At 62.6% G+C, this 25,915-nt stretch carries 24 protein-coding genes; 17 read left to right on the top strand and 7 right to left on the bottom strand.

Annotated features, from left to right (window positions below; genetic code table 11):
• Position 1: 1 nt before the first annotated feature.
• On the bottom strand, positions 2 to 2,857 hold the full coding sequence (locus KUV41_RS03225; RefSeq protein ID WP_222484201.1) for a monovalent cation/H+ antiporter subunit A: 2,856 nt from the start codon (positions 2,855 to 2,857) through the stop codon (positions 2 to 4).
• Positions 2,858 to 3,175: 318 nt separating this feature from the next.
• On the opposite strand from KUV41_RS03225, the gene KUV41_RS03220 reads away from it, so the two are divergent.
• The 3 genes from KUV41_RS03220 (at position 3,176) to KUV41_RS03210 (ending at position 6,720) form a co-directional block, all read left to right on the top strand.
• Complete coding sequence (locus KUV41_RS03220) at positions 3,176 to 4,477, top strand: DASH family cryptochrome (RefSeq protein WP_222484199.1); 1,302 nt, start codon at positions 3,176 to 3,178, stop codon at positions 4,475 to 4,477.
• Between the two features lie 215 nt (positions 4,478 to 4,692).
• Positions 4,693 to 5,988: a lytic murein transglycosylase gene (locus KUV41_RS03215; RefSeq protein WP_222484197.1), complete on the top strand. Its 1,296-nt coding sequence runs from the start codon at positions 4,693 to 4,695 to the stop codon at positions 5,986 to 5,988.
• A 162-nt stretch (positions 5,989 to 6,150) separates the two neighbouring features.
• On the top strand, positions 6,151 to 6,720 hold the full coding sequence (locus KUV41_RS03210; protein WP_222237794.1) for an ATP-dependent zinc protease: 570 nt from the start codon (positions 6,151 to 6,153) through the stop codon (positions 6,718 to 6,720).
• 128 nt (positions 6,721 to 6,848) lie between these two features.
• On the opposite strand, the gene KUV41_RS03205 is transcribed toward KUV41_RS03210, so the two are convergent.
• Positions 6,849 to 7,562 (bottom strand): 16S rRNA (uracil(1498)-N(3))-methyltransferase, encoded by a 714-nt coding sequence (locus KUV41_RS03205; RefSeq protein WP_222484195.1) that lies wholly within the window; start codon positions 7,560 to 7,562, stop codon positions 6,849 to 6,851.
• A 121-nt stretch (positions 7,563 to 7,683) separates the two neighbouring features.
• Between KUV41_RS03205 and phaR the strand changes: the two genes are divergently transcribed.
• The 4 genes from phaR (at position 7,684) to KUV41_RS03185 (ending at position 10,897) form a co-directional block, all read left to right on the top strand.
• Positions 7,684 to 8,145 carry a polyhydroxyalkanoate synthesis repressor PhaR gene (gene phaR / locus KUV41_RS03200; RefSeq protein ID WP_206941360.1) on the top strand — a complete coding sequence of 154 codons (462 nt, stop codon included), beginning with the start codon at positions 7,684 to 7,686 and terminating at the stop codon, positions 8,143 to 8,145.
• 101 nt (positions 8,146 to 8,246) lie between these two features.
• Positions 8,247 to 9,530, top strand: coding sequence for a phosphoribosylamine--glycine ligase (purD, locus tag KUV41_RS03195; RefSeq protein ID WP_222484194.1), 1,284 nt, complete (start codon positions 8,247 to 8,249; stop codon positions 9,528 to 9,530).
• 60 nt (positions 9,531 to 9,590) lie between these two features.
• A complete protein-coding gene (locus tag KUV41_RS03190) occupies positions 9,591 to 10,025 on the top strand; it encodes an acyl-CoA thioesterase (protein WP_222484192.1) in 435 nt (144 codons plus the stop codon).
• On the top strand, positions 10,025 to 10,897 hold the full coding sequence (locus tag KUV41_RS03185) for a phosphoribulokinase (RefSeq protein WP_206941357.1): 873 nt from the start codon (positions 10,025 to 10,027) through the stop codon (positions 10,895 to 10,897). The genes KUV41_RS03190 and KUV41_RS03185 overlap by 1 nt, the downstream gene beginning before the upstream one ends.
• Positions 10,898 to 10,915: 18 nt before the next feature.
• Here the strand turns inward: KUV41_RS03185 and KUV41_RS03180 are convergent, their stop codons facing one another.
• On the bottom strand, positions 10,916 to 11,794 hold the full coding sequence (locus KUV41_RS03180) for a DMT family transporter (protein ID WP_222484189.1): 879 nt from the start codon (positions 11,792 to 11,794) through the stop codon (positions 10,916 to 10,918).
• Between the two features lie 204 nt (positions 11,795 to 11,998).
• Here KUV41_RS03180 and KUV41_RS03175 point away from each other — a divergent pair, with 204 nt between their 5' ends.
• Positions 11,999 to 13,423, top strand: a complete 1,425-nt coding sequence (locus tag KUV41_RS03175; protein WP_206941355.1) for a PLP-dependent aminotransferase family protein — start codon at positions 11,999 to 12,001, stop codon at positions 13,421 to 13,423.
• 130 nt (positions 13,424 to 13,553) lie between these two features.
• Here KUV41_RS03175 and KUV41_RS03170 read toward each other — a convergent pair whose 3' ends face one another.
• On the bottom strand, positions 13,554 to 14,789 hold the full coding sequence (locus KUV41_RS03170) for a cation:proton antiporter (protein WP_222484187.1): 1,236 nt from the start codon (positions 14,787 to 14,789) through the stop codon (positions 13,554 to 13,556).
• Positions 14,790 to 15,026: 237 nt separating this feature from the next.
• Here KUV41_RS03170 and KUV41_RS03165 point away from each other — a divergent pair, with 237 nt between their 5' ends.
• Together KUV41_RS03165 and coq7 are read left to right on the top strand one after the other, a co-directional pair.
• Positions 15,027 to 15,368 (top strand): histidine triad nucleotide-binding protein, encoded by a 342-nt coding sequence (locus tag KUV41_RS03165; RefSeq protein WP_206941351.1) that lies wholly within the window; start codon positions 15,027 to 15,029, stop codon positions 15,366 to 15,368.
• Between the two features lie 285 nt (positions 15,369 to 15,653).
• Positions 15,654 to 16,298: a 2-polyprenyl-3-methyl-6-methoxy-1,4-benzoquinone monooxygenase gene (coq7, locus tag KUV41_RS03160; RefSeq protein ID WP_206941349.1), complete on the top strand. Its 645-nt coding sequence runs from the start codon at positions 15,654 to 15,656 to the stop codon at positions 16,296 to 16,298.
• 238 nt (positions 16,299 to 16,536) lie between these two features.
• Here the strand turns inward: coq7 and KUV41_RS03155 are convergent, their stop codons facing one another.
• The 3 genes from KUV41_RS03155 to KUV41_RS03145 form a co-directional block, all read right to left on the bottom strand.
• Positions 16,537 to 16,956: an OsmC family protein gene (locus KUV41_RS03155; RefSeq protein WP_206941347.1), complete on the bottom strand. Its 420-nt coding sequence runs from the start codon at positions 16,954 to 16,956 to the stop codon at positions 16,537 to 16,539.
• A gap of 125 nt (positions 16,957 to 17,081) precedes the next feature.
• Positions 17,082 to 17,765: an N-acetylmuramate alpha-1-phosphate uridylyltransferase MurU gene (gene murU / locus KUV41_RS03150; RefSeq protein ID WP_222484185.1), complete on the bottom strand. Its 684-nt coding sequence runs from the start codon at positions 17,763 to 17,765 to the stop codon at positions 17,082 to 17,084.
• Positions 17,762 to 18,799 (bottom strand): aminoglycoside phosphotransferase family protein, encoded by a 1,038-nt coding sequence (locus KUV41_RS03145; RefSeq protein WP_222484178.1) that lies wholly within the window; start codon positions 18,797 to 18,799, stop codon positions 17,762 to 17,764. Before KUV41_RS03145 ends, murU begins: the two co-directional genes overlap by 4 nt.
• A 188-nt stretch (positions 18,800 to 18,987) precedes the next feature.
• On the opposite strand from KUV41_RS03145, the gene KUV41_RS03140 reads away from it, so the two are divergent.
• The 7 genes from KUV41_RS03140 to glpE all read left to right on the top strand — a co-directional run bounded on the left by KUV41_RS03140 (position 18,988) and on the right by glpE (position 25,915).
• Positions 18,988 to 21,450 carry an LPS-assembly protein LptD gene (locus tag KUV41_RS03140; protein WP_206941341.1) on the top strand — a complete coding sequence of 821 codons (2,463 nt, stop codon included), beginning with the start codon at positions 18,988 to 18,990 and terminating at the stop codon, positions 21,448 to 21,450.
• 84 nt (positions 21,451 to 21,534) lie between these two features.
• The gene (locus tag KUV41_RS03135; protein ID WP_206941340.1) at positions 21,535 to 22,176 is read left to right on the top strand and encodes a SurA N-terminal domain-containing protein; all 642 of its coding nucleotides are present in this window, start codon (positions 21,535 to 21,537) and stop codon (positions 22,174 to 22,176) included.
• 78 nt (positions 22,177 to 22,254) lie between these two features.
• Entirely contained in the window at positions 22,255 to 23,292 is a 1,038-nt protein-coding gene (gene pdxA, locus KUV41_RS03130) for a 4-hydroxythreonine-4-phosphate dehydrogenase PdxA (RefSeq protein WP_222162724.1), read from the top strand.
• Positions 23,293 to 23,408: 116 nt separating this feature from the next.
• Complete coding sequence (rsmA, locus tag KUV41_RS03125; RefSeq protein ID WP_222484176.1) at positions 23,409 to 24,275, top strand: 16S rRNA (adenine(1518)-N(6)/adenine(1519)-N(6))-dimethyltransferase RsmA; 867 nt, start codon at positions 23,409 to 23,411, stop codon at positions 24,273 to 24,275.
• Positions 24,272 to 24,652 carry a Co2+/Mg2+ efflux protein ApaG gene (gene apaG / locus KUV41_RS03120; RefSeq protein WP_206941334.1) on the top strand — a complete coding sequence of 127 codons (381 nt, stop codon included), beginning with the start codon at positions 24,272 to 24,274 and terminating at the stop codon, positions 24,650 to 24,652. The genes rsmA and apaG overlap by 4 nt, the downstream gene beginning before the upstream one ends.
• Before the next feature lie 24 nt (positions 24,653 to 24,676).
• Complete coding sequence (locus KUV41_RS03115; RefSeq protein ID WP_222162725.1) at positions 24,677 to 25,495, top strand: symmetrical bis(5'-nucleosyl)-tetraphosphatase; 819 nt, start codon at positions 24,677 to 24,679, stop codon at positions 25,493 to 25,495.
• Positions 25,496 to 25,582: 87 nt separating this feature from the next.
• On the top strand, positions 25,583 to 25,915 hold the full coding sequence (glpE, locus tag KUV41_RS03110; RefSeq protein WP_222162726.1) for a thiosulfate sulfurtransferase GlpE: 333 nt from the start codon (positions 25,583 to 25,585) through the stop codon (positions 25,913 to 25,915).

Here is a 25,915-nt window from a genome sequence, read left to right as displayed (position 1 = left end):
ATCACACGGTCTCCTTGCCGTCGGAGGGGGCAGCGGTTCGGTGCAATCCCTGCTCTACCGAACCTTGGTCATGGTCTTCCTTGGCCGGGCGGTGAGGCGTGGTGACCTTGCCCAGGTTGGCCAGGATCATCAGAGTGGCGCCCACTACCGCGAGATAGACGCCAAGGTCGAACAGCATGGCGGTGGCCAGCTCGATGTCACCGATCAAGGGGATGTGGAAGTGGCCAAAGGACGATGTCAGGAAGGGCGCGCCGAACAGCCAGCTGCCGAAGCCCGTCAATGCCGCCACGCCGACGCCAAGGATGGCGACGGGCTGATAGGGGAAGTCGAGTCGCTGCTGGGTCCAGGCAACCCCCCTGGCCATATACACCAGCAGCAGCCCGACGGCAGTGATCAGGCCAGCGATGAAACCGCCGCCGGGCTGATTGTGACCGCGCAGGAAGATGAAGACCGACACCAGCAGCGCCAGCGGCAACACCGTCTGCGAGATGGTTGTCAGGATCATCGGATAGCGATCGGGTGCCCAGATCCGGCCTTCGCTGTCACTGTGCGGCATAAACAGGCGCAGGCGATTGAGCAGCTTGAAGATGGCCAGTCCCGCGATGGCCAGGACGGTGATCTCGCCCAGGGTATCGAAGCCACGGAAGTCGACCAGAATCACATTGACCACGTTGTGGCCGCCTCCTCCTGGCACGCTGTTGTCGAGGAAGAATTGAGAAATACTCTCCGTATCGCGGGTCAGAACGGTGTAGTTGAGACCCGCAATCACGCCCCCAAGCCCCATGCACAGCAGCAGGTCGCGCAAGGCTCGTGCCGGAGTCGACTCTCTTGGCGTCTTTTGTGGCAAAAAGAACAGCGCCAGCATCAGCAGAATCATGGTCACCACCTCTACCGACAGCTGGGTCAGGGCCAGGTCAGGCGCAGAGAAGCGGGCAAAGGTCAGTGACACCAGCAGACCGACCACCGACAGCATCAGCAGTGAGATCAGGCGGTGTCTGTGGGTGATGGCGGTGCCGATGCCGGTAAAGATCAGCAGCAGGGCACCGACCAGCAGGACACCGTCGACCGGTTGATTGCCCTTGGCTCCCGTGAGCGCATCCATGCGCGCCAGACCCACGGCGCCGGCGATCAGAGAGGCGCCTAACAGCAGCGTCATGAAGCGCTGCAGCGACGCATTGTCGAACCACTCGGTGATGCGTTCTGCGCGATCGCCGATCGTCTGGACCACGCCCTCGAAGATGCGGCTGGCATCGCGGGGCGGAAAGTCACGCACAAACTGGCGGATCTTGCGGTGCAGCAGATAGGTTGTCAGGCCGGCCAGCGTGGCGATGATGCTCATCGCCAGCGGTAGGTTGAAGCCGTGCCAGATGGCCAGGTGAAAATCCAGGGGCTCAAGCAAAACGGCGGCCACCGCCGGTGCCAGCAGCCAGGTGGCCATCACCGCGGGAAACAGGCCGACCAGGATGCACAGTGTTGCCAGCAACTCCGACGGAGCGCGCATCAGGTGAGGAGGCTCGTGAGGAGCCTTGGGTGGAGCGTGACGAGGCTCGGCGAAGAACACCGCATGGACCAGACGGATCGAGTAGGCCACCGACAGCACACCGCCGATGGTGGCGAGTACCGGCAGGACCAGGCTCAGACCGCCAAAGGCCTGGGAGTCCAGGGTTTCCGTGAAGAACATCTCCTTGGAGATAAAGCCATTGAGCAGCGGGAAGCCTGCCATGGCAGCGCCTGTGATACTCATCACGATGCAGGTGATCGGCATGGCCTTGGCAAGCCTGCCCAGCCTGGCCAGGTCCCGCGTTCCCGCTTCGTGGTCGATGATGCCCGAGCACATGAAAAGCGCGGCCTTGAAGGTCGCATGGTTGAGAATATGAAATAGCGCAGCGAGCACCGCCATGGGGCTGCCGATCCCCAACAGTACCGTGATCAGGCCAAGATGGCTGACAGTCGAGAATGCCAGGATGCCCTTGAGGTCTGCCTTGATCAGCGCGAACCATGCCGCGTAGACCATGGTGACGATCCCGACCACGGTCACGATGGCCGACCACAGCTCACTGCCGGCAATGGCCGGGTGCAGGCGAGCCATCAGGAAAATGCCGGCTTTGACCATAGTGGCTGAGTGCAGGTAGGCGGAGACCGGCGTTGGCGCTGCCATGGCGTGGGGCAGCCAGAAGTGGAAGGGGAACTGCGCCGACTTGGCGAAGGCGCCCAGCAGCACGAGCACCAGCATGATGGGGTAGCGCGGGTCCGCCAGAATGGTGGCGCCGCTGTCCAGCACGACCTGCATATCCAGGCTGCCGACGATGTCGCCGAGCAGCAGCAGGCCAGCGAGCAGGGCCAGACCGCCCGCACCGGTGACCGTCATGGCCATGCGCGCACCCTTGCGGGCCTCGGAGCGGTGTGACCAGAAACCGATCAACAGAAACGACGACAGGCTGGTGAGCTCCCAGAACATCCACAGGACCAGCAGATTGTCGGCCATGGCAATGCCGACCATGGAGGCCATGAACAGGATCAGGTAGGCGTAGAACTTGGCGTAGTTCTCGCTGGCGTCCAGGTAGTAGTGGGCATACAGGATGATCAGCAGGCCGATACCCAGTATCAACAGATTGAACAGCAGCGACAGACCGTCCAGGCGGAAGGCCAGGTCAAGGCCGATCTGCGGCACCCACTCGAGGCCTGCACGGGGAATGTTGCCTGCCTCGATGGCGGGCAGATAACTGAGGGTAAGGGCCAGCGCCACTGCCGGAAGGCAAGCGGTGGCCAGGGTGCAGAGTAAGCGGCCTCGAGATCCGGTCAATGCGGGTACCAGCACACCGAGAAGCGGTAGCAAGGGAATCCATAGCAAAGTCATCTGTTGGTCATCCTGCCTGTCCTTGAACGTGGTAAGCCCTGACGCGCCTGTAAAAGCCGTTCGACTACAAGGTGTTATGAGTACCCCTGGAGTGGCGGTCACCTTACCCTGAAGCGCCGCCCCACTTTACCCGAAAGATGGACGCCCCGCTGCCCTGTTCGGATTCAACGACCTCGGTCTTCTCTTACAGGCTTGTACGATAAGTGTACAAGTCCTATATTTTAGAGGTCCTCATGGCGCTGGACCATCGAATACCTGGCGCCAGAAGGCGGAAGGGGCCGCTATCGGCCGACGTAATGGATGGTGAGTGGAGTTGGCATGGAGACAGATCTGGTCTGGCTGCGCGGGGAGCTCAGGTTGGCGGATAACCCGCTGCTGGCATCGCCGGGAGGGATCAGCGAGCGGCTCGTGGTGTACGTGATCGACGCTGCCCTCCTTGAGCCTCAGGCGCCGCTGGACATCCCCAGAATGGGGGCGCGCAGGCTGCGATTTCTGTGGCAGAGCCTACGGGAGCTGAGAGGCGAGTTGCTCAAGTGTGGCAGCGATCTGCTGGTCACCGTGGGCGAGCCGGTGACGCTGGTGGCAAACCTGGCCGAGCGTATCGGCGCCTCGGCAGTGCGTGTGGGTGAGCATCCCGGTAGCGAAGAGCAGCAACAGGTGCAGCGCCTGTCACAGCTATTGCATCCTGGTTGTCGGCTCGACACGTTCAGTACCGCCACGCTCTGGGCGCATGCAACCTTGCCTATTGCAGTGGAGGAGGTTCCGGGCAGCTGGTCCGCGTTCAAGCGCAAGCTGGGCGAGGCCAAGCCATCTGCTAAGGCACTGCCAGCGGCAGCCACTCAGCCCGCCTGGCCCGATCGGGCGCCTCGCGGGCTGCCGTCGCTGCAGCGTCTTTCGCCGGCGGCAGCGGCGCTCGATGATCACCCTGACCCGTTGGGCCTTGGCTATGCGGGCGGCGCAGCGAGTGGACTTGACCGCCTTGATGAGTATTTCTGGAAGCAGCAAGCGATCGGTGTCTATCAAGACACCCGTAACGGGTTGGTGGGGCCGGACTTCTCGTCACGCCTGTCGGCTTGGTTGGCCACGGGGTGTATCTCTGCCACCCAGGTGCTGGGCGCGCTGACGCGTTGGGAGCAGGAGCACGGGGCCAATGCCTCGACGAAGCACTTCTATCGCGAGCTGCTATGGCGAGAATACTTCCACTGGGCGGCGTGGCAGGAGGGGAGCGCACTGTTTGGCAAGCGGGCGCCATCGCCAGGACAGGCGTTCACACGCTGGCAGCAGGGAGAGACGGGGCAGCCGGCGGTGGATGCGGCCATGAAGGAACTGCGCGATTGTGGCTGGATATCCAACCGTGCGCGTCAGTGGGCGGCCAGCTATCTGGTGCACGATCTGTGCGGAGATTGGCGTCATGGAGCCGCCTGGTTCGAGCACTGTCTGATGGATTATGACGTGGCCAGTAATTGGGGTAACTGGAAGTACATCGCGGGCGTGGGGCGTGACACTCGGCCCAAGGTCTTCGACATGGATGATCAGGTCCGGCGTTACGACCCCGAGTTGCGATACGTCCAACACTGGCTCGAGAAGGACGAGCCTGAACGGCGACAGGGGGTGTCATGAGGACAAGAAGAAGGTCCATCGGCGTCTCAGTTCGCAGCGATCAGAGCCATGCGCTGGCAGGACGAAAGGGCGGGAAGTGCGGTGACATGGTGGTATCGAAGGACAGCCCCAGCCCCCTCCTGTGGTCGACGCCGATTCCCTCCGTTTGCATCTAGCGCCGCAGCGGGGAGTGGGTCATCATGCCTGCACATTGATTGCCAAGGATTGCCTTCAACATGTCGACGCGACTGCTTCCCGCCTTTCTTCTTATCGCCTTGGTCGGCTGCCAGACGACGTCTGCCGCCCCAGAGAGTGGACCTGCCAGCCCTGCTGCCTCGGAGACAGAGAGTGCCAGCTCTGACAGCGACGCGGCAACGCCCGCCGCCAAGGACGCCAGTGCTGACGATCATGACGGTCGTACCTTCGACCAGTGGCTCGCCGACTTCCGTCGCCAGGCTCGTAGTGAAGGTATCAGCGAAGACACACTGGCGCGGGCCCTGGATGGCGTGCGTTACCGTCCCAGGGTGATTGAGCTCGACGGCTCGCAGCCCGAGTTCGTGCGTCCGGTCTGGCAATATCTTGATACCGCCGTGTCAAACGCGCGGGTGACCCAAGGGCGTGACAAGTTGGCAGCCAACCGCAGTGCAGCGGATCGTGCCCAGTCAAGCTATGGCGTGCCGGTGGAAGTGCTGACGGCTATCTGGGGCATAGAAAGCAACTACGGCCAGAATTTTGGTGATTTCTCCACTCTGGAAGCGTTGGCCACACTGGCTTACGACGGTCGCCGTCGAGACTTTGCCCGCGGGGAGCTGCTGGCCGCGCTGAAGATCATCCAGGCCGGGGATATCACGCCCCAGCGCATGAAAGGGTCCTGGGCGGGAGCCATGGGACATACGCAGTTTATCCCGTCGAGCTTTGTGTCCTATGCCAAGGACGGCGATGGGGACGGTCGCCGGGATATCTGGGCCAGCATTCCAGACGTCATGGCGTCTACCGCCAACTATCTGAATCGTGCCGGATGGCAGCCCGGCCAGCCCTGGGGCGTGGAGGTCGAGCTGCCTGCTGGCTTCGACTACGCCCAGACTGAGCTCGACACCCGCAAGAGTGCCGCTGAGTGGGGCCAGCAAGGGGTGCGCCGGTTCGGTGGTGGCGAGTTGCCTGCCTTTGCCGAGGCCTCGGTGATTACCCCCGCGGGTGCCCGCGGCCCGGCCTTCCTGGTGGGTCCCAATTTCCGTGCCATCCTTCGCTACAACAATGCCACCAGCTATGCCCTTGCGGTTGCCTCACTCAGCGAGCGCATCGCAGGCCGGCCTGGCATTCAGGGAGGATGGCCGAGGGACGAGCAGCCCCTGAGTCGCACCCAAGTGCGCCAGCTGCAGGCACGGCTGCAGGCTCTGGGGTACGGGGTGGGAACCCCTGACGGCATCATGGGTCCCAATACTCGCGCGGGTCTGCGAGCCTGGCAGCGTGATCAGGGGCTGGTTCCGGATGGCTTTGCCACCCTGCGCCTGCTCGAACAGCTGAATCGCTGATCCTCTTCAGACGTGCCCAAGCGACGGTTTGGGCACCCGGCACATTGGCGCTGGCTGACAGCGCCGCATCACAGGGAGAATTGCAGGATGAAGGAACCGCTTGAACGCTGGTGTGTCAGCCGGATACGTGCCGTGGCGCTGGCAGCGCTACCGTTGACCTTGATGCCGATGAACGCCGCCCTGGCTGATGACGGACCCGATGTCTTTGGTTGGGTGGAGAAGGCGACGCTGGAGCCCTGGGACGTGGAGGTCAAGGCCAAGCTGGACAGCGGTGCGCTGACATCCTCGCTGGATGCGCGAGATATCGAGCGTTTCGACAAGGACGGTGAGCCTTGGGTACGGTTTGCGCTCGAGCTGGAAGATGAAGAGACAGGCGAGACCTTCAAGAAGGAGCTCGAGCGGCCTTTGTATCGTGACATGACGGTACGTGGGGCCGGCGGCCGGGACGAACGTCTGGTCGTGCTGATGAAGGTGTGCATGGGCGATACCATTCACGAAGAGCAGTTCAGCCTGCGCAATCGCGAGGAAATGAACTATCCGATGCTGCTGGGACGTCGCACCATCGGTGAGCTCGGCCTTCTCGATGTGCGAGAAACCTTCCTGATCGCGCCGACCTGTGACGAGAATTCACCGGTGATCGAGCACGATGGGGAAGGGGAGTTCGGCACCAATCGCAGGGCCGAAGAGACCGACGACCAGGACGCAGAGGACCAGGACGCTGACGCTGAATGATCGCCGTCTGCTGGTCAGTACGTCACGGCATGGCGGCTGCCGCTGCCATGCCTGTGTGCTTTGCCAGGGTCCGTCATTCCGGCGTCAGCGGTGGTGGCTCAGGGTGTGCTCACACCTGGGCCGGCCCACTAGAACAGTCGCGCCAGCAGGGCAGTCACGGCGGTTTCCACCCTGAGGATGCGTTGTCCCAGGTGAATGCCCTCACATCCGGCGGCCAGCATTTGCTCCACCTCCCAGTCGATGAAACCACCTTCGGGGCCAATCAACAGCACCACCGGATCATCGATGCCTCGAGGGCATGCCTGCGGCATGCCTGGATGAGCCAGCAGGCCGCGCCGCCCCTCTAGCAGAGTCGGTAGCCGGTCCTCGACAAATGGACGGAAGCCGCGCGCCGTATCCACCGTGGGCATGCGAGTATCACGCGCTTGCTCCAATCCCAGCACCAGGTGCTGGTGAATCTTAGCCGGATCGAGTTCCGGCGACTGCCAGTAGCTTTTTTCCACGCGCCGGCTATGCAGCAGCGTGATGTGCTTCACCCCCAGCGCAGTGGCATGCTCTATGCTTCTTGCCAGCATGCGTGGGCGAGGCAGGGCCAGCACCAGATGCACCGGCAGCGCCTCGGGAGGTGCCTGGTCCAGGCCTGTTACGTCGAAGCAAGCTTCATCTTCGTCCAACGAAAGCAGCGTTCCACGACCAAGCGGGCCATTCTCTATCCCGAGGGTCATGACGTCACCTTGCTGGGCGCGGTGAACCTGACGCAGGTGTGCCAGGCGTCTGGGGTCGCGGACCCTGGCCAGCCGTGAGTCATTGACGTCGTCCTGGGTGAGAAGAATCAGGTTCATGGAGCCTCGAATGCCGGTTTGTCTTGCAAGGGCGGTGTCGCGGTGCAAAATGGATGCGAACGAAGCCGAATGACCGTGATGGCGGTCAGGTGGCTTCCCACAGAATGTAAGGAGCAGCGCCGTGCGTGTGATTCGCAAGTATGCCAATCGCCGGCTCTATGATACCGAACAGAGCCGCTATGTGACCCTCGAGGATCTGCGCAGTCTGATTCTCGAAGAAGTGCCCTTCCGTGTCGAGGACGCCAAGAGTGGCGAAGACCTGACACGTACCATTCTGTTGTCGATCATCATCGAACAGGAACAGGCTGACAGCGACGCCGAGGTCTTCTCCAATGACCTGCTGCAGCAGCTGATTCGGGTGTACGCCATGTCCCAGCCGCTGCCGCTGGCGCGCTATCTGGAACAGGGCACGCGGCTGATGATGGAACAGCAGAAGAAGATGCAGGATCAGTGGCAGCAGGCCATGCGCCATTCCCCGATGGAGCTGATGCGGGAGTTGGCGGAAGAGAATATGCGCTTCTGGCAGAACACCATCAGTCAAGGAGGTACCACCCGTTCGGATGACGACGAACGATCGTCCTGAGTCGTCCAGCGGGGGGCGGCAGTGCCGCACGTTATCGCGCGGGCCGGGCCTTTTTCTGCCATAATGCCGCCTCATTTGGTACATGATAGGTGGTTGAGCGGATGAAGGTCCTGATCATCGGCGGCGGTGGCCGCGAACACGCGCTGGCCTGGAAAGTGGCTCAGTCGGCCAGCGTTTCTGCGGTATTCGTCGCGCCAGGTAATGCGGGTACCGCCCGCGAGGCAGGCCTGACCAACGTCGATATCGGCGTGGCTGATCTTGATGGCCTGGTTGCCTTTGCCCAAGGCGAAGGCATTGATCTCACCATCGTAGGCCCCGAAGCACCGCTGGTGGAGGGCGTCGTCGATCGCTTCCGCGCGGCAGGGCTAGCGATTTTTGGCCCGACCCAGGGCGCTGCCCAGCTCGAGGGGTCGAAGTCCTTCACCAAGGACTTTCTGGCACGCCACGCCATTCCCACCGCCGCCTACAGTACCTTTACCGAGGTCGAGCCGGCCCTGACCTATCTGCGAGAGCAGGGCGCTCCTATCGTGATCAAGGCCGACGGGCTGGCGGCCGGCAAGGGCGTCATCGTGGCCATGAGCGAGGCAGAAGCCGAGGCCGCCATCCGCGATATGCTGGAAGCCAACGCCTTTGGCGACGCTGGTGCACGGGTGGTGATCGAGGAGTTTCTCGAAGGCGAGGAAGCCAGCTTTATCGTGATGGTGGATGGCGACGCCATCGTGCCCATGGCCACCAGTCAGGACCACAAGCGGGTTGGCAATGGGGATACTGGCCCCAACACTGGCGGCATGGGGGCTTACTCCCCCGCACCGGTGGTCACCGATGAGGTCTATGCGCGCATCATGGATGAGGTCATTCGTCCTACGGTGCAAGGCATGGCCGCAGAAGGGCACCCTTACACCGGGTTCTTGTATGCAGGTCTGATGATCAGCGAAGCCGGTGAACCCAAGGTCATCGAATACAACTGCCGTTTCGGTGATCCTGAGACACAGCCGATCATGATGCGCCTCAACAGTGACCTGGCCGAGCTGTGCCTGGCGGGTGCCACGGGACGCCTTGACGGTCATGAGTGTCAGTGGGACCCGCGTCCTGCCATTGGTGTGGTCATGGCCGCCGAGGGCTATCCGGCAGGCTACCGCAAGGGCGATGCGATTACTGGCTGTGATGAGGCCGAGGCGCTGGGGCTCAAGGTTTTCCACGCGGGTACCGCAGACAGCGACGGTCAGGTGGTAACGTCTGGCGGGCGGGTGCTGTGCGTGACGGCGCTGGGTGATGACCTTGCGGCTGCGCGCGAGCTTGCCTACCGCGGCGTGGATCGCGTCGGATTCGATGGGGCGTTCTGGCGAACCGATATTGCCCACCGCGCCATGGCTCGCCAGGGCTGATGGGGCAACATGCCCGACTCGCCCCGTGGCCAGGCCAATAACAATTTCCAAGGAGCGAGCATGGAACGTGTGAAACTCGACTTCCCCGAGCAGTCGATCGTGCATCGCTACCCGCTGACGGTGCGCATCACCGACATGAACTACGGCCAACATCTTGGCCATGATGCGGTGATTTCGCTGATGCACGAGGCCAGGGCAGCCGCCCTGGCCGAACTTGGCCTGCACGAGGGCGACCTGGGGGGCTACCCCAGCGTGGCGGCGGACTTGGCCATCCAGTATCAGGCGGAAGCCCATTGGCCGGATGCCCTGGTTATCGACACGGCGATTCCGGCGCCGGGACGCAAGGCCATCACGGTCTACCACCGGATTCGCCGAGAGCGTGACGAGCGCATTGTGGCGACCGCCCGCATCAACTTGATGGTGGTGGATCCCCAGGCGGCTCGTCCGGTGGCGGTGCCCGATGCTGTGCATGCTGCGCTGGAGAGGGTGCGCTGATGTCGAGGGAGTATCCGGTCATCGCGGTCACCGGTTCATCCGGGGCGGGTACCACGACCGTCAAGAGGACCTTTGAACGCATGTTTGCGCGCGAAGACGTGCATGCGGCCTTCGTCGACGGTGATGCCTTTCATCGCTATACCCGGCAGGAGCTGGCGCGAATCTTCCGCGAGGAGCCCGAGCGCAAGGATGAGCTGTCCCACTTTGCCGTCGAAGCCAACTTGCTCGATCGTCTGGAAACGCTGTTTCAGGAGTACGGGGATAGTGGCTCGGGTACATTCCGCCATTACATCCATGCCGAAGACAAGAAGATGATCGAGGCTGGCTATCAGGTCGGCACCTTTACCGAGTGGCAGCCGCTACCGACGGGCACCGACCTGCTGTTCTATGAAGGCCTGCATGGTGGCCTGGTGACCAGTGAGGTGGATATCGCTCGGCATGTCGACCTGCTGGTAGGCGTTGCCCCGACCATGAACCTTGAGTGGATTCAGAAGATTGATCGGGACATGCATGCTCGGGGATACACCCAGGAAGCGGTCATCGACACCATTCTTGGGCGCATGGACGACTACGTTCGCTATATTCTGCCCCAGTTCTCGCGCACCCATATCAACTTTCAGCGGGTGCCCACGGTGGATACCTCGAACCCCTTCGAGGTGCAGGACATTCCTACCGATGCCGAGTCCTTCGTGGTGATCCGCTTTCGTGATCCCGCCACGGTGGACTTTCCCTATCTGTTGGCGATGATTCAGGATGCCTTCATGAGTCGCCCTCATACCCTGGTCGTGCCTGGTTCGCGCTTGTCTCTGGCGATGGAGTTGATCCTGGGGCCACTGGTACGCCATTTGCTGGCGCAGCGTCGCTTTCGCTGAATCACCTCACCACGGCGTTCATCGTGCCGCCAGGGGGGCCGCGTAGCGCTTGGCCCCCGCGACACACAGCACCACGATGGCACAGGTGACCAGCATCATCAGGCTGATGCTTTCGTGCAGCCACCAGGCGGCTAGCCCCAGTCCCAGAAAGGGTTGCAGCAGCTGCAACTGTCCGACGGCGGCGACGCCACCCTGAGCCAGCCCCTGGTACCAGAAGACAAAGCCAATCAGCATGCTGAACAGCGACACATAGCCCATGGCCGCCCAGGCAGCGATGTCGATATTCGCAAAGGATGACGGGCGAGACAGTCCTGTCAGCGCCAGCATGACGGGAAGTGCGAGAACCAGCGCCCAGCAAATGACGCGCCAGCCAGACAGGCGTCTCGATAGACGTGCGCCTTCTGCATAGCCCAGCCCGCAGACCAGCACAGCGCCTACCATGAGCAGATCTCCCGACCTGTTGCCATAGCCATGCTGGCTCAGGGCAAACAGGGTAATGACGCCGCCGCCGCAGAGGGAAAACAGCCAGAACACCGGGCGTGGCCTATCGCCTGCGCGCAGCACACCGAACAGGGCAGTGGCCATCGGCAGCAGGCCGATGAAGACCAGAGAGTGAGCGGCGTTGACCTGTTCGAGAGCCAGCGCGGTCAACAGCGGAAACCCGACCACCACGCAGCCCGAGATCAGCGCGAGCGAGGCCAGTTCGCCAAATGCTGGGCGACGTCCGCCGATGCAGAGCAGCAGCATCAGCGCTACCGCACCGGCGATGCTAGCCCTGGCGAAGGTGAGGAACAGGGGATCGAAGGCACCTACGGCGATGCGCGTTGCCGGCAGCGAGCCGCTGAAGATGGCCATTCCAAGAAAGCCGTAGGCCCATCCAAGGTGGGGGGAAGACATGCGTGAGGCTCCGTGCCGAAATGATCTGCTTAGGTTGGGCTGGAGCGTCGGCGGTATCGAGATACAGTTCAGTACAGTTTGGGAAAACTGTTATGGTGCGGTGACCAATACAGTGCGCCGCCGTGTCGACTGAAATGATCGCCCAGAGGATCGATCCGATGGCGTTGGTCTGCACTACGCATCTTGCTATGTCGAGGGGGAAGGATGCACCTGTCCGATATTGACCGCCGGTCGGCCGTTCCTCTGGTAGAGCAAGTGGTGGCCCTGGTGCATCGGCGGATGGCGCAGCGTCAGCTGGCTCCAGGGGCTCGACTGCCATCGATCAGGGCGTTGGCTGAGTCGCTGTCGATTTCGCGTTCTACCGTGGTCGACGCCTACGACCGTCTGGTCAGCGAGGGCGCCATTCACTCTCGTCCCGGGGCGGGATTCTTCGTGGGGGATCGTCTTCCACCACTCTCCCTGGCCGAGCTCGGTCCTCCCCGTGCCCGTGAAGTCGATCCGCTATGGCTGACCCGGCAAGCGCTCGAAAGCGATCAGGCCCGCTGGCGGCCAGGCTGTGGCTGGCTGCCGGCAGAATGGATGCCGCATGATGATATACGGCGAGGCTTGAGGCAGTTGGCTCGCCGCTCCTGCGCCCTGCCGACGCTGACCGACTATGCTCCGCCCCAAGGCCTGGGGGCATTGCGGCAGGTGCTGTCGCGCCGCCTGGCGGAACGCGGGGTGGAGGCGTCACCACAGCAGATCATGCTGGCGGAGTCGGGCACTCAAGCGATTGACCTGCTCTGTCGTTTCTTGCTGGAGCCGGGTGACTGTGTGGTGGTGGATGATCCCTGCTACTTCAACTTTCATGCCATGCTGCGGGCCCATCGCGTCACCGTGATCGGAGTTCCCTTCACCCCGTCGGGGCCAGATCTGGTCCACCTTGGCCACGCCCTCGAGCAGCACCGACCACGTCTTTATATCACCAACTCCGGGCTGCATAACCCCACCGGCGCCGGCCTTACGCTGGCGGTGGCCCATCGCGTCCTGCGCCTGGCCGAACAGCATGATCTGTTGATCATCGAAGACGATATCTTTGCCGACTTCGACATTCAGCAGGCGCCTCGGCTGGCGGCGCTGGATGGACTGGACCGGGTGCTTCAGGTGGGCAGTTTTTCCAAGACCCTGTCGGCCTCGGTGCGCTGCGGTTACATCGCGGCACGCGGCGAGTGGATCGAAGAACTCGTGGACCTCAAGCTTGCCACCTCCTTTGGTGCCAGCGCTCTGTCTGCGGAGTTGGTGCTGCAGTTGGTCAGAGAAGGGGCGTACCGACGCCACCTCAACCTGCTCAGGGCGCGCCTGGGCGACGCCATGGGGCGAGTGAACCTGCGGCTCAGGTCGTCAGGCCTTGAGCCGTGGATCGAGCCAGCGGGTGGGATGTTTGTCTGGGCGAGCCTGCCCAGCGGGCTGCTGGCCAAGGAGGTCGCGCGGGAAGCCCTGAACGTGGGCCTGGTGCTGGCGCCTGGAGAGGTCTTCAGTGCTGATGGCAAGGCCAGTCGCTATCTTCGCTTCAACGTCGCCCAGTGTACCAGCCCCGAGGTGTTCGACCTGCTCGATAGCACCCTTGAGCGCGTCGCCGGACAGCAGTGAGTCAGACCGGCTGTCATGACCTCCGTCGCCAGCAGGCGAGATGTGTCAGGGCACCCTCTGGGGGGGAGTGGGGATGCGTTGATGGCCGCCGCTCTCACCGCCACTCTCACCGCCGCTCTCACCGCCACTCTCAATGTGGTTTCTCCGACGATGGAGAGCTCGCAGCACGTCCCCTGGCAAAGCGTTTCGCCATGGGTTGTGCGCTGACGCCATGCAGCACCACCGAGATCATCACCGTCAACACCACGCAGGCCAGGATTTCGTTGCTGCCGGGAATCGGGTACTCGGTGTAGACGTGCAAGGCGAACAGAATGCTGGCGAGTCCCCTGGGGCCGAACCAGCCGAGGAAGGTCTTTTCATAAGTCGACAGCCCCAGACCCGTCAACGACACCCAGATGGGCAGCATGCGGATGACCGTCAGGTACATCAGGGCCAGTGTCACGGTCTTCCACGAGGCGTGAGAGAACGCCAGCGGTACCATCACCGCACCAAAGATCAGGAAGGTGGCGATGGTCAGCAGTTGCCCCTCACTTTCCATGAACTCTTCGATGAAGGTGGTCTCGTGGCGCAGCAGGTTGCCGAAGGTCAGTCCACCCAGGAACACGGCGATAAACCCGTTGCCTCCCACGGACTCAGCGGTCAGGTAGGTCAGGAACGCCACCGCCAGAAACAGAATGCCCTGGTAGACCACGGTGACGGTTCCCCGATCAATGGCCGCGTCGAGCATGCGCGCGAACCCCCAGCCGAAGAGGACGCCGACCAGGGGGCCCAGCGTCAGCTGCAGCAGGGCAAAGGTCAGCAGGTTGTCTGGCGCATGGGCGACGTCTGTCCCGGTGGCCGCTGCTGCCATCAGGGCAGATGCCAGAATGACCGGCACCGCCAGGCCATCGTTGAGTCCGCTTTCGACATTGATCGATTGCCGAATGCGCTCAGGCACGCTGGGGCTCGACACGACCGCCTGGCCCAGCGCGGCGTCAGTAGGAGTAAGGATGGCAGCGACCAGCATGGCGGTGGCCCAGGCGGCCTCGGGGGATACCCACTTTGCCATCAGGGTACCCAGCAGCACGGTCAGAGGCATGCCGATCAACAGCATGCGCAGGGGAATCGACAGATCCTTGCGCAGCGACTTCAGCTTGACCACCGATGCGTCGGCAAACAGCACAATGATCAGCGTGATCTCGGCGATCACCTGGGTCAGCTCCTGCTGGATGTGCACCGGGACCAAGTCGGGCGTCATCATTCCGAGCACCATGCCGGTGGTCATGAACACCATGGGCAGGCTGATCAGCGACGCGGAAATGCGCCGTGACAGCAGCGCGAATGTCACGAGGACCAGCAGTATCAGCAGCAAGGCGGCATGATGCATGTGCGGCGGTACTCCAAAGAAGTATCGAATGTGTAGGTTGTATCACAGCAGCAACCACGATGGGCGAGGCGCGTGCGAGCCCTGGGCGCAAAGCTCAACGTTGCACAGCAAGCGGGCTGGGAACGATCCCCATACGGCGTGGGTCAGCCGTCGATCACAGGAAGACTGACAGCGAGGATAATGCCCGGTAACCTCGGCACTCTATCTCTGTTGTCATGAGCACCCACGGAGCCCGCCATGGATTGCCTGTTCTGCAAGATCATCAATCGCGAGATTCCCGCTGATATCGTCTACGAGGATGACCAGGTTCTGGCCTTTAACGATATCGATCCGAAGGCGCCGACCCATATGCTGGTCATTCCCAAAAAGCATATCGCCACCTTGAACGACATCAGCGAGGATGACCTTGCGCTAGTGGGAAGATTGCCGTTTATCGCCTCGCGCCTGGCCAAGGAGCAGGGCTTCGCCGAAGACGGCTTCAGAGTGGTCATGAATTGCAATGAAGACGGCGGACAGACGGTCTATCATATTCATATGCACGTGATGGGCGGTCGACGCTTCACTTGGCCGGCTGGCTAGCTGGCGCTTGACGGAGACTCTTCCGGCATCTCAAGCGATCGACGCATCCGTGCATTCCATGGCGCCGTCCGGTGGGTATGACCCGGACGGCGCCGCTCGTTGCGCCGCTCGCCTTCGTGCGCCGCTCGCCTTCGTGCGCGGGGCGCCGCCAATGTCTGGGCGGATAGCGCAGTGGTTTAATTCGAGCTCAGGCTGGCGTAGAGCTCGGGCTGGCGTAGAGCTCGGGCTGGCGTAGAATAGTGCCTCAGCGACTCGACTTTCCTACCGCCGCCCAAGGATGCAGGTATGCCACGCTCTCTTTCCCCCGCTGATCGCGCCATTCATCAGTTCGATAATGTGCTGCGCACGCTGGTGCCGGGTGCGGCCCGAGCCTCACGTCCGACGCCTGCAGACAGCAGCGTTGATGACGGCGAGATGAGCCACGAAGATCGCCACCATGCGGCCGGTCTGATGCGGATCAATCACACCGGTGAAGTGTGTGCTCAGGCTCTCTATCAGGGCCAGGGTCTCACGGCCAAGCTGCCGGAAGTGCGTGGCCAGATGGAAGAGGCGGCCCAGGAAGAAATCGACCATCTTGCCTGGTGCGAGGATCGCCTGCGCGAGCTGAATGCCGATACCAGTCGGCTCAACCCGCTGTTCTACGCGGCATCTTTCGGCATGGGAGCATTGGCGGGTGCCATTGGTGATCGTGTCAGTCTCGGTTTCGTGGCCGCGACCGAGGAGCAGGTGGGCAAGCATCTGGACGAGCATCTGGAAACGTTGCCGGAGGGGGATCGTCGCTCCCGCGCTGTCCTGCGGCAGATGGCAATCGATGAAGCGCATCATGCCCAGCAGGCGCTTGAGGCAGGCGGTGCGCGCTTTCCTGGGCCGGTAAAAGCCGGTATGACCTTGATGTCCAAGGTCATGACCAAGAGTGTCTATCGCTTCTAACTCCCACCAGCACTCGCTGGGGTGTTGTTGTCCGCAGCGTGTCGTGGGGCGCTGTCAGGCTGTATCAGGCTGTATGGCCGTGGTCGGAATGCCCCGCTTGAGGCGGGGCATTGCCGTGTTCGGCGGCCGTTTTCTTGCTGCGCTCTGATGCGTTGGCGCTTTGGTGCTCTAGCACCCTTCTCTATCGCTTCTCACCAAGGCCCGTTGGGCGCTTTCGCGATAGAGAAAGTAGGCCGGATCACGACTCCACAATGCTGTACGAGTGGGTGACTTCGACGCCTCCCTTGGCCAGCATGATGGAGGCGCTGCAGTACTTGTCGGCGGACAGTTCGACGGCGCGCTGCACCTGCTTTTCTTTCAGTCCCTTGCCTGTCACGGTGAAATGGACGTGAATCTTGGTGAACACCGAGGGCACGCTGTCGGCACGTTCTGCGTCGATCTCGGCCACGCAGTCTTCCACCGGTGCGCGAGATTTCTCGAGGATTTCCAGCACGTCGAATGAGGTGCAGGCTCCCATGCCCATCAACAGCATCTCCATCGGGCGCGGGCCGGTGTTGCGACCACCGTGATCGGGCGGTCCGTCGATGACCACGCTGTGGCCGCTACCGGATTCGGCCACGAACTGGCGACCGCTGGTCCATTTGACGCTGGCTTTCATGGGACTTCCTTCTGTTTTGCTGTCGGTGCGCACCGCCAAGGTGCGCAGGGAACATCATGTGTCGTCGGTTGCGGCCGACCCTGTGGTTGACAACCCTATGAGTGACAACCCTCTGATTGACAACCCTAGGGTCGGCTTGAGCGATGGCCGGAGCTCAAGCGCTGATTGAGCGCCTCGAGGCGTTCCGGTGTGCCCACATCGACCCATTCGCCATGGTGATGGGTGCCGGCTACCCGGTCACTTGCCATGGCCTGACGAAGCAGTGGTGCCACAGGATAACAGGGCTCGGGTAGCTCGTTCACCAGTCGCGGATCGATGAGCGCGATGCCCGAATAGGTCAGGCGTGGCGCTCCCGTTGCCTGCACTCTGCCGGCGGCTGTCAGCTGAAAATCCCCCTGTGGGTGATGCGGCGGATTATTGACCATCACCAGATGGGCGAGATCACCCTCTGCCAAGGACAGGGTGGCGGGGTCGATATCGCAGAAGGCATCCGCACTGATCAGCAGAAAGGGCGCCTCACCCAGCAGGGGTCGCGCCTTGGCAATGCCTCCGGCGGTTTCCAATGGCTGTGACTCATGGCTGAAGGCAATCGATACGCCGTAATCGGTACCATCGCCGAGCGCCTCCACGATCTGGTCAGCCCGGTAGCTGACATTGATCACCACATCGCGAATGCCCACGGCGGCAAGCCGCTTGAGGTGATGGCCGATCAATGGTTCGCCCGCCACGGGAAGCAGCGGTTTGGGGCAGTGGTCGGTCAGCGGACGCATGCGCTTGCCCAAGCCCGCGGCCAGGATCATGGCTTTCATGATGCGCTTCCTTGCAGCCGGTCTGACAGCTGCGAGCGCAGCCTTTGCTGGGTCCATGCCAGGAAGTCGGCCTGGCCTTCCAGGCCTTCGAGTTCCACCAAGCTGTCCTGAAGGTGATCAAGGAAGTGCGGCAGACGCTGTAGATAGCCGTCACGCCCGTCCCTCAGGGTAAGCCGACAGAAAATGCCCAGCACCTTGAGCGAGCGTTGGGCGGCCATGGCATTGGTCCAGCGCCAGAAGGTGTCGTGGTCGACCTTGTCAGTGAGGCGGCCATCGGCGATGGCCCTGTCGCAAAAGCCGTCGCACCACTGTCGGCGTTGTGCTGCATCGAAGCGTCGATAGCGGCCATGCAGCAGTGAGATCAGGTCATAGGTGATGGGGCCCGCGAGCGCATCCTGAAAGTCGATCAGCCACAGCGCATCCGCGTGGCGCATCAGATTCATGGCATCGAAGTCTCGGTGCACCGTGACCACGGGTTGCACCAGCGCTTCGCGGATCAGGGCATGGCGCAGCGCCTGCCAGCCAGGGATGTCGGTGTCCTGCTCAAGCCATCGACCGGTACACCATTCGGGAAACAGGTCCAGTTCTCGTGCCAGGGTCGCCTCGTCATAAGGCGGTAGCCCGTCAGGCGCCAGCTGTTGCAGTCGCTCGAGCAGGGTGATGGCAGCGTCGAAGTGGCTGCGCGTGGCGGCTGAATCGGCGTGTTCGAGAGCGAGCTGCAGCGGCTCGTCGCCGAGATCTTCCAGCTCGACGAATCCTTGCTGGGGGTCGACAGCATGGATGGCTGGGGCAGGCAGTCCCGCGGAGCGCCAGCGACGGGCGATATCGACAAAGGGGGCGACGTCTTCCTGAGGCGGGGGCGCGTCCATCAGTATGCGCGTCTGGCCATCGTTCAAGGTCAGACGATAGTAGCGGCGAAAGCTGGCGTCACCGGCTGCCAGGACCAGTTGGCCTGCGCCAGGGTCGTGCGGGTGCTGGGAGTGTGCCCAATGGCGCAGTTGCTCGAGTCGGCTGGGGCATTCGGCCTGGGACATTGCTGAGAGAACTCCTGATAGCGGAAGGGCGACGGTTGGCAAAGTCGGTTGACGCTCCGTTGGCCTCACCGCATGCTGTGCATGGATCATGGGCGGCTGTGGCGCAACTCCTGCTGGAGCAGATCGGCGTTACAGGCCGGCCGCGGCCTGTATAATACCGATTCACCCCGTCGAGGACAGCGTGCAACATGGCCAAGCGATACGCATGGACGGCCCTGGCGGGCCTCGCCACCACTAGTCTGGTGTCGTCGCCCCTGTGGGCGGCTCCCCCTGATTCCCTGCCGGCAGGCCAACTGGATTGGCAGCCCTGGGGCGATGATCGTCCCGCGGGGACCGTGTGTCGAGGCTACTATGTCGAGCCAGACTACCGACTGCCTGCGCCGGCCATTGATGGTCAGGTCAACAGCGAATCCAACACCGCCAATTACGGCACGGATGGCGATACCGTGCTGGATGGCGAGGTTATCCTGCGCAAGGGCGACACCCAGCTGGAGGCCACCCGCGTCCAGGTGCCACCGGAGCGCGACCTGGCCAATGCCAGTGGTCCCCTGACCCTGCGTGACAAGGGCCTGCTGGTACGTGGAGACAGCGCCCAGGTGTCGCTGGACAGCGATCAGGCGACCATCGACTCAGCCCATTACGTGGCCCACGAGGCGCGCCTGCGCGGCGATGCCATTCAGCTGGAGCGCGTCAGCGACAACGTGTTCCGCTTGCGAGAAGCCAGCTTTACCACCTGTGAACCCGGTGACAGCACCTGGCGGCTGGTCGGTAACGACATTCTGCTGGACCGCAATCAGGGCTTTGGTACGGCCAAGCATGCCCGCCTGGAAGTCGGCGATGTGCCGGTGTTCTACTGGCCATGGGTACGCTTCCCGATCGATGAACGCCGACAGAGCGGTTTTCTCTGGCCCACCATCGGGGTGTCCGACGGCGGCGTGGACTACGCCCAGCCCTACTATCTGAACTTGGCGCCCAACTATGACGCCACCATCACCCCTCGCTGGATTCAGGACAGCGGCTTGCTGCTGGGCGGTGAGTTCCGTTACCTGTTTCCCTCGGACCAGGGTACCGTCGAGGGCGCCTACATCGGCGACGACAAGTCCGCCGGGGATGACGATTCGACCACCGAGCTCGAGAACGGGGACGAGCGCTGGTACTTCGACTACAGCCATTACGGTCGGTTCAGTTCGCGGATTCCGTATCGCTTGCGCTATGGGGCCGCCAGTGATGGCCGCTATTTCGATGACTTTGGGCGCACCTTCGGCGAAGCCGATACCAGCAACATGCCTCGCCTGGCCCAGATCGACTATCTGGGTGACACCTGGTCGCTCCAGGCCAAGGCCCAGGGCTATCAGTTGCTTGATGATCCGGTCGACGAAGGTGACAAGCCGTTCTACCGTCTGCCTAGCCTCACGGCCAACGGTCGCTGGTCCCAGGACCTTGGCTTCTACCAGGAGTGGAATTCCAACGCGACCTACTTCTGGCGTGATATCGAAGGCGATGAGAACGGCTTCTACGACTACGAGGACACGGTTCGGCGCATTCCCCTGCGCGAGGACGTCAAGGGGGCACGCCTCGACCTGACGCCTGCGGTGGGCTATCGCTTTGACCCGAGCTGGGGCTTCTTCGAGCCGCGCGTGGCCTTGCAGCACACCAGCTATGACCTCGACTACGATGACCGCATCACCGATAACACCGAGAGTCCGTCGCTGACGGCGCCGGTCACCACCATCGACGCTGGCCTGATCTTCGAACGTGATTTCGCCTTCGGTGGTGATGACTGGCGCCAGACCCTGGAGCCACGCCTGAACTACGCTTACGTGCCGGAAAGGGACCAGAGCGACTTCCCCGACTTCGACACTGAAGAGCTGTCGTTTTCATGGGGGCAGCTGTGGTCGCCTTACCGCTTCTCTGGGGGTGACCGGCTCGGTGACCTGAACCGACTGTCCTACGGCGTGGAAAGTCGCTTCCTGGAAGATCAGAGCGGCCGTGAGCGCCTCTCCATCGGTGTGGGCCAGGCAGCCTACTTCGAGGACCGCAACATCGATATGGCTGGCGACCCGGATACCTTGCCCAGAGACGAAGAGTCGTTCGACTATTACGATGCCACGCGGGACCGTTCCCCCTGGGTGACACGGATCAACTGGTCGATCAACGACAACTGGAGCACCCGCTGGCAGTGGCTGTACGACGATGAAAAGAGCCGTACCGAGAGCACCGGTCTCGGGGTGCACTATCGCGCCGATGCAGGCCACGTGCTCAACCTTGGCTACCGCTGGCAGCTGGAAGGCTTCGACAACGCGGACGATGCCGACGACATCCGTAACTACAACAGGGAAGAATACGACCTGTCGTTTGCCTACAAGGCCACGGATCGTTTCGACATCATTGGGCGAGTCCTCTACGACAACACCAATGATCGCGCCCTCGACCAGATGGCGGGTGTGCAGTGGAACGACTGCTGCTATGGTGTGCAGGTCGTCTGGCGCGAGTGGATCGAGGACGAGGACACGGCCAACAATATCGAGGATGACACCACGGATCGCGGCCTGTTCCTGCGCTTCGTGCTCAAGGGCCTGGGTGGCTTCGGTGGCGAGGCCGACACCTACTTCCAGTCAGCGGTGCCCGGCTATCGTCCTGGCCTGAACTGAGTATCTCCTGCGAACTATCCTGCGGCAGGCGGGTTCTAACACGCCTGCCGCATCGAATTTCTGAGTGAACGAGGAAGCAAGATTATGCGTAGCCGACCCCTTGCCGCCGTGGCGCTGGCCGCCTGTCTGGCGCTGACCACCGTGGCTGCCAATGCCCAGGACGGTTACCGTCAGTCGCTGGATCGCATTGTTGCTGTGGTCAATGAAGACGCCATCATGGCATCGGACCTGGACGAACGTGTCGACCAGGCCATGGCACGCCTGCGCACCAGCGACATGGCGCTGCCCCCGGAGCAAGCGCTGCGTGAGCAGATTCTCGATCGCATGATTGTCGAGGAAATCGAGGTGCAGCTGGCCGAGCGCATGAACCTGAGTGTCGACGAGACCGAGCTCAATCGCCAGGTACGCTCCGTGGCCAACCAGAATGGCGCCACACTGGAGCAGTTTGCGGATCGTCTCGAGTCACAGGGCACCAGCCTTGCCCAGGTGCGTGATCAGATCCGTCGCGAGATGCTGATCATGAAGGTCCAGCAGGCTCAGGTATCCAGTCGCGTCAATATTTCCGAGGCTGAAGTCGAGCGTTTCCTGCAGCAGGAAGGCGTGGGTGCTACCCGCGACCAGGCACGTCAGGCGATTTTCCAGCGTAAGGTGGGTGATGAGCTGGAGAAGTGGATGCAGGAAATTCGCGGCGAAGCCTTCGTCGAGAAGCGCCTGAACCAGGGGTGAAGGCGCGTCAGCAGGCGGGTGTCATTGTCGTGAAGAGGCCAATGAGGTGGATGTGAAAGCGCAACAGGTGAGCGGCAAGTGAAAGCGCCTATCGTAGTCACCACCGGAGAGCCTGCGGGCATTGGCCCGGAGCTCGCGTTGATGCTGGCGGCGGCAGATGCCACTGACTGGGTCGCCATTGGCGACCCAGTGCTGTTGAGGGAGCGGGCCGAGGCGCTGGCGCTGGACATCGAGGTGGCCGTCACGGCGCCGGGTCAGCCGCATCCGGGCCCAAGGGTCGGGCGCCTGGCGGTGTGGCCGGTGGACATGAAAGCCCGCTGCATTCCCGGGGTGCTCGATCCCGCCAACGCTGACTATGTGCTGGCGACCCTGGACCTTGCGGTGACGCAGTGTCTGGCGGGCAACGCTGCCGCAATGGTCACCGCGCCCCTGCACAAGGGCGTGATCTGCGACGGCGGTCATGACGGTTTTACCGGCCACACCGAATACCTGCGCGATGCATGCGGGGTAGAGGAGGTGGTCATGATGCTGGCGACCGACCACGCCTTGCATGGACGAGTGGAGGCAGCCAGTGACACGCTCCCGACGCCCCTCAGGGTAGCCTTGGCCACGACTCACTTGCCGCTGCGAGAAGTGGCCGACGCCCTGTCCCAGGCAAGCCTCGAGCGGGTCTTGCGGATCCTGGCGCAGGACTTGACCCGTTACTTCGCGGTGAAGGCTCCGCGCATCGCCGTATGTGGCTTGAACCCCCACGCGGGAGAGGGTGGCCACCTTGGGCGTGAGGAAATAGAGGTGATCACCCCGACGCTGGAGCGGCTGCGGGCCGAAGGGTTCTGCCTCGATGGTCCGCTGCCCGCGGATACGCTGTTTACGCCTCGACACCTTGCCGGCGTCGACGCCGTGCTCGCGATGTACCACGACCAGGGTCTACCTGTCCTGAAGTATTCAGGGTTCGGTCAGGCCGCCAACATCACGCTAGGGTTGCCGCTGGCGCGCACCTCGGTCGATCACGGCACGGCTCTTGACCTGGCAGGGACCGGGCAGGCCAGCCCGCAGAGCCTGGCAGTGGCGATTAGCCTGGCCGAGCAGATGGGGGCCCTGGCCCAGGCGGGCTGAACTGGCCGTTTTCCCCTGCCCGACCTTGGCCAGCCTTTGCGCTCTGGCCATCAGCGCCCTATCATCGCTCGCTATATTGATTTGGCGCTCCCCTTGGTTTCATAAAGGATTCAAGCATGTCATCCCGCCCTACGGCGCACCGGGCTCGCAAGCGCTTCGGTCAAAACTTCTTGCGTGACCATGGCGTCATTTCCCGCATCGTTCGCTCCATCGGCGCGCGCCCTGGTGAGCGCGTGGTCGAGATCGGCCCCGGTCAGGGAGCGCTGACCGAGCCATTGCTGGAGGCGACCGAAGGGCACCTGGAGGTTATCGAGCTGGACCGCGACCTGATCCCGGGCCTGCGTGTGCAGTTCTTCAATCACCCGGCGTTCGTGATCCATGAGGGCGATGCCCTCAAGATGGATTTCCAGGCGCTGCGTGGCGACGGACAGCCGCTGCGTGTTGTCGGTAACCTGCCCTACAACATATCGACTCCGCTGATTTCACACCTGCTGCGCGCTGGCTCTGCGGTTCAGGACATGCACTTCATGCTGCAGAAGGAAGTGGTGGATCGTCTGGCCGCTCCCGCTGGTGGCGGAGATCGTGGCCGACTGTCGGTGCTGGCGCAGTATTTCTGCGAGGTCGAGTCACTGTTTGTGGTTCCCCCTGAGGCGTTTGTTCCGCGGCCCAAGGTAGACTCTGCCATTGTGCGCATGACCCCGCGTCAGCAGAAGGTCACGCCGGCCCAGGATGAGACGCTGCTGTTCGATATCGTGCGAGAGGCCTTTGGCCAGCGCCGCAAGACCCTGCGCAACAACCTCAAGGGGCGCATTGATGGCGATGCCCTGGCCGAACTTGGGATTGATCCTGGTCGCCGTCCGCAGACCCTGGAGGTGGCAGAGTTTGTCGCGATCGCCAATGCGGTGTACCAGCAGCAAGGTAATGCTTCAGCGGATCATGACACACAGGGGGATCAGGACACTGGGGAGGAGACACCCGCATGAACGAGCACCCCGACGTGCGCGTTGACGTGACACCGGCCTTTCGTGAGGACGAGTCTGCGCCGCTGGAAGATCGCTTTGTGTTCAGCTATACGGTCACGGTTCACAATCACTCAAGCGGTAATATCCAGCTCATGGCCCGGTTCTGGAAGATCACCCAGACCAGCGGGCAGGTGCAAGAAGTGCGTGGCAAGGGCGTGGTCGGCAAGCAGCCGATGATTGGTCCTGGCCAGACATTTCAGTACACCAGCAGGGCGATACTCGATGGGCCGGTAGGCTTTATGGAAGGCGCCTACACCTGCGTCGATACGGCCAGCCAGCGACCGTTCGAGGTGCCGATCTCGGTGTTCCGCCTGGCCACGCCCAACCAGATTCATTGAATGTCTGACGACAGCGGGAGACGCATGAGCCGATACGCCATTGGAGACCTGCAGGGCTGCCATCAGGAGTTCGTCGAGCTGCTGGAGGCGCTCAGCTTCGATCCGCGTCGTGATGAGCTGTGGCTTGCGGGGGACCTGGTCAATCGCGGGCCCGGATCCCTGGATTGCCTGCGGGACGTCATGGCCCTCGGTTCTGCTGCCAAGGTGGTGCTGGGCAACCATGACCTGCATCTGCTGGCGGTGGCACGAGGTGGGGCTTCGCTCAAGCGCAAGGACACCCTTGACGACATTCTGGCAGTGCCCGATCGCGATACGCTGCTCGACTGGCTCCAGGCCAGGCCGCTGCTGCTGCGTGACGGAGAGGCCGTGATGACCCATGCCGGGCTACCGCCCCAGTGGTCGGTGGAGCAGGCCGAGGGGCTCGCCGGAGAGGTGTCCTGGGTGCTGACGGGAGAGCAGTCCGGCGACTTCCTGTCGCGGATGTATGGCAACCGGCCGCGACGCTTCAAGCCCCATCAGGAGGGCGTAGATCGCTACCGGGCCATCGTGAACACCCTCACCAGGATGCGTTTCATCGACGCCGAGGGGCGTCTCGATTTTGACGCCAAGGAAGGCCTGGATAGTGCCCCTGAGGGATTTTCCCCCTGGTTTCAGTATCCCCGTGACGACGATCCGTGGCTGCTGTTCGGCCATTGGGCGGCGCTCAATGGCACTGCGCCAGATCGCAGGGTGAGGGCAGAGGCCCTGGATACCGGCTGCGTCTGGGGCGGCAGCCTGACCGCGCTGGATATGGCAAGCGGAGAGCGAATCAGCGTTCCGAGCCGCCAGCAGATCACGCGATAACCGATACCAAGCCCGTTGTGCGGCATCCGCCACGCTCATGTGCGGCGTTGCCCATGGGCCTCTTGCTTTTGCCTTCTGGAGTTTTGCATGACACCGGCGACCTTCGAGCACCTCGACATCGAACGCCTTCAACAATGGCTGGATCAGGGCAGTGAGCTTTGCCTTGTCGATATTCGCGATCCGGGCAGCTTTGCCCAAGGGCATATCCCCGGTAGCCGCCACCTGGACAATGACAGCGTGGGCCCGCTTGTCGCGGAAACCGCCAAGGATACTCCGCTGGTGGTGGTGTGCTATCACGGCCATTCCAGCCAGCAGGCGGCGAGTTGGCTGGCCGCTCAGGGGTTTACCCAGGTCTATAGCCTCGACGGCGGTTTCACCCAGTGGCAGCACGTTCTGCCTGAACGCGTCAGCAAGGGCTGA

This window comes from Halomonas sp. DP8Y7-1, assembly GCF_019801685.1.
GTDB classification, from domain to species: domain Bacteria; phylum Pseudomonadota; class Gammaproteobacteria; order Pseudomonadales; family Halomonadaceae; genus Halomonas; species Halomonas litopenaei_A.
The sequence above is the reverse complement of the archived record's forward strand: the minus strand, read 5'-3'. Positions and strand labels throughout refer to the sequence as shown.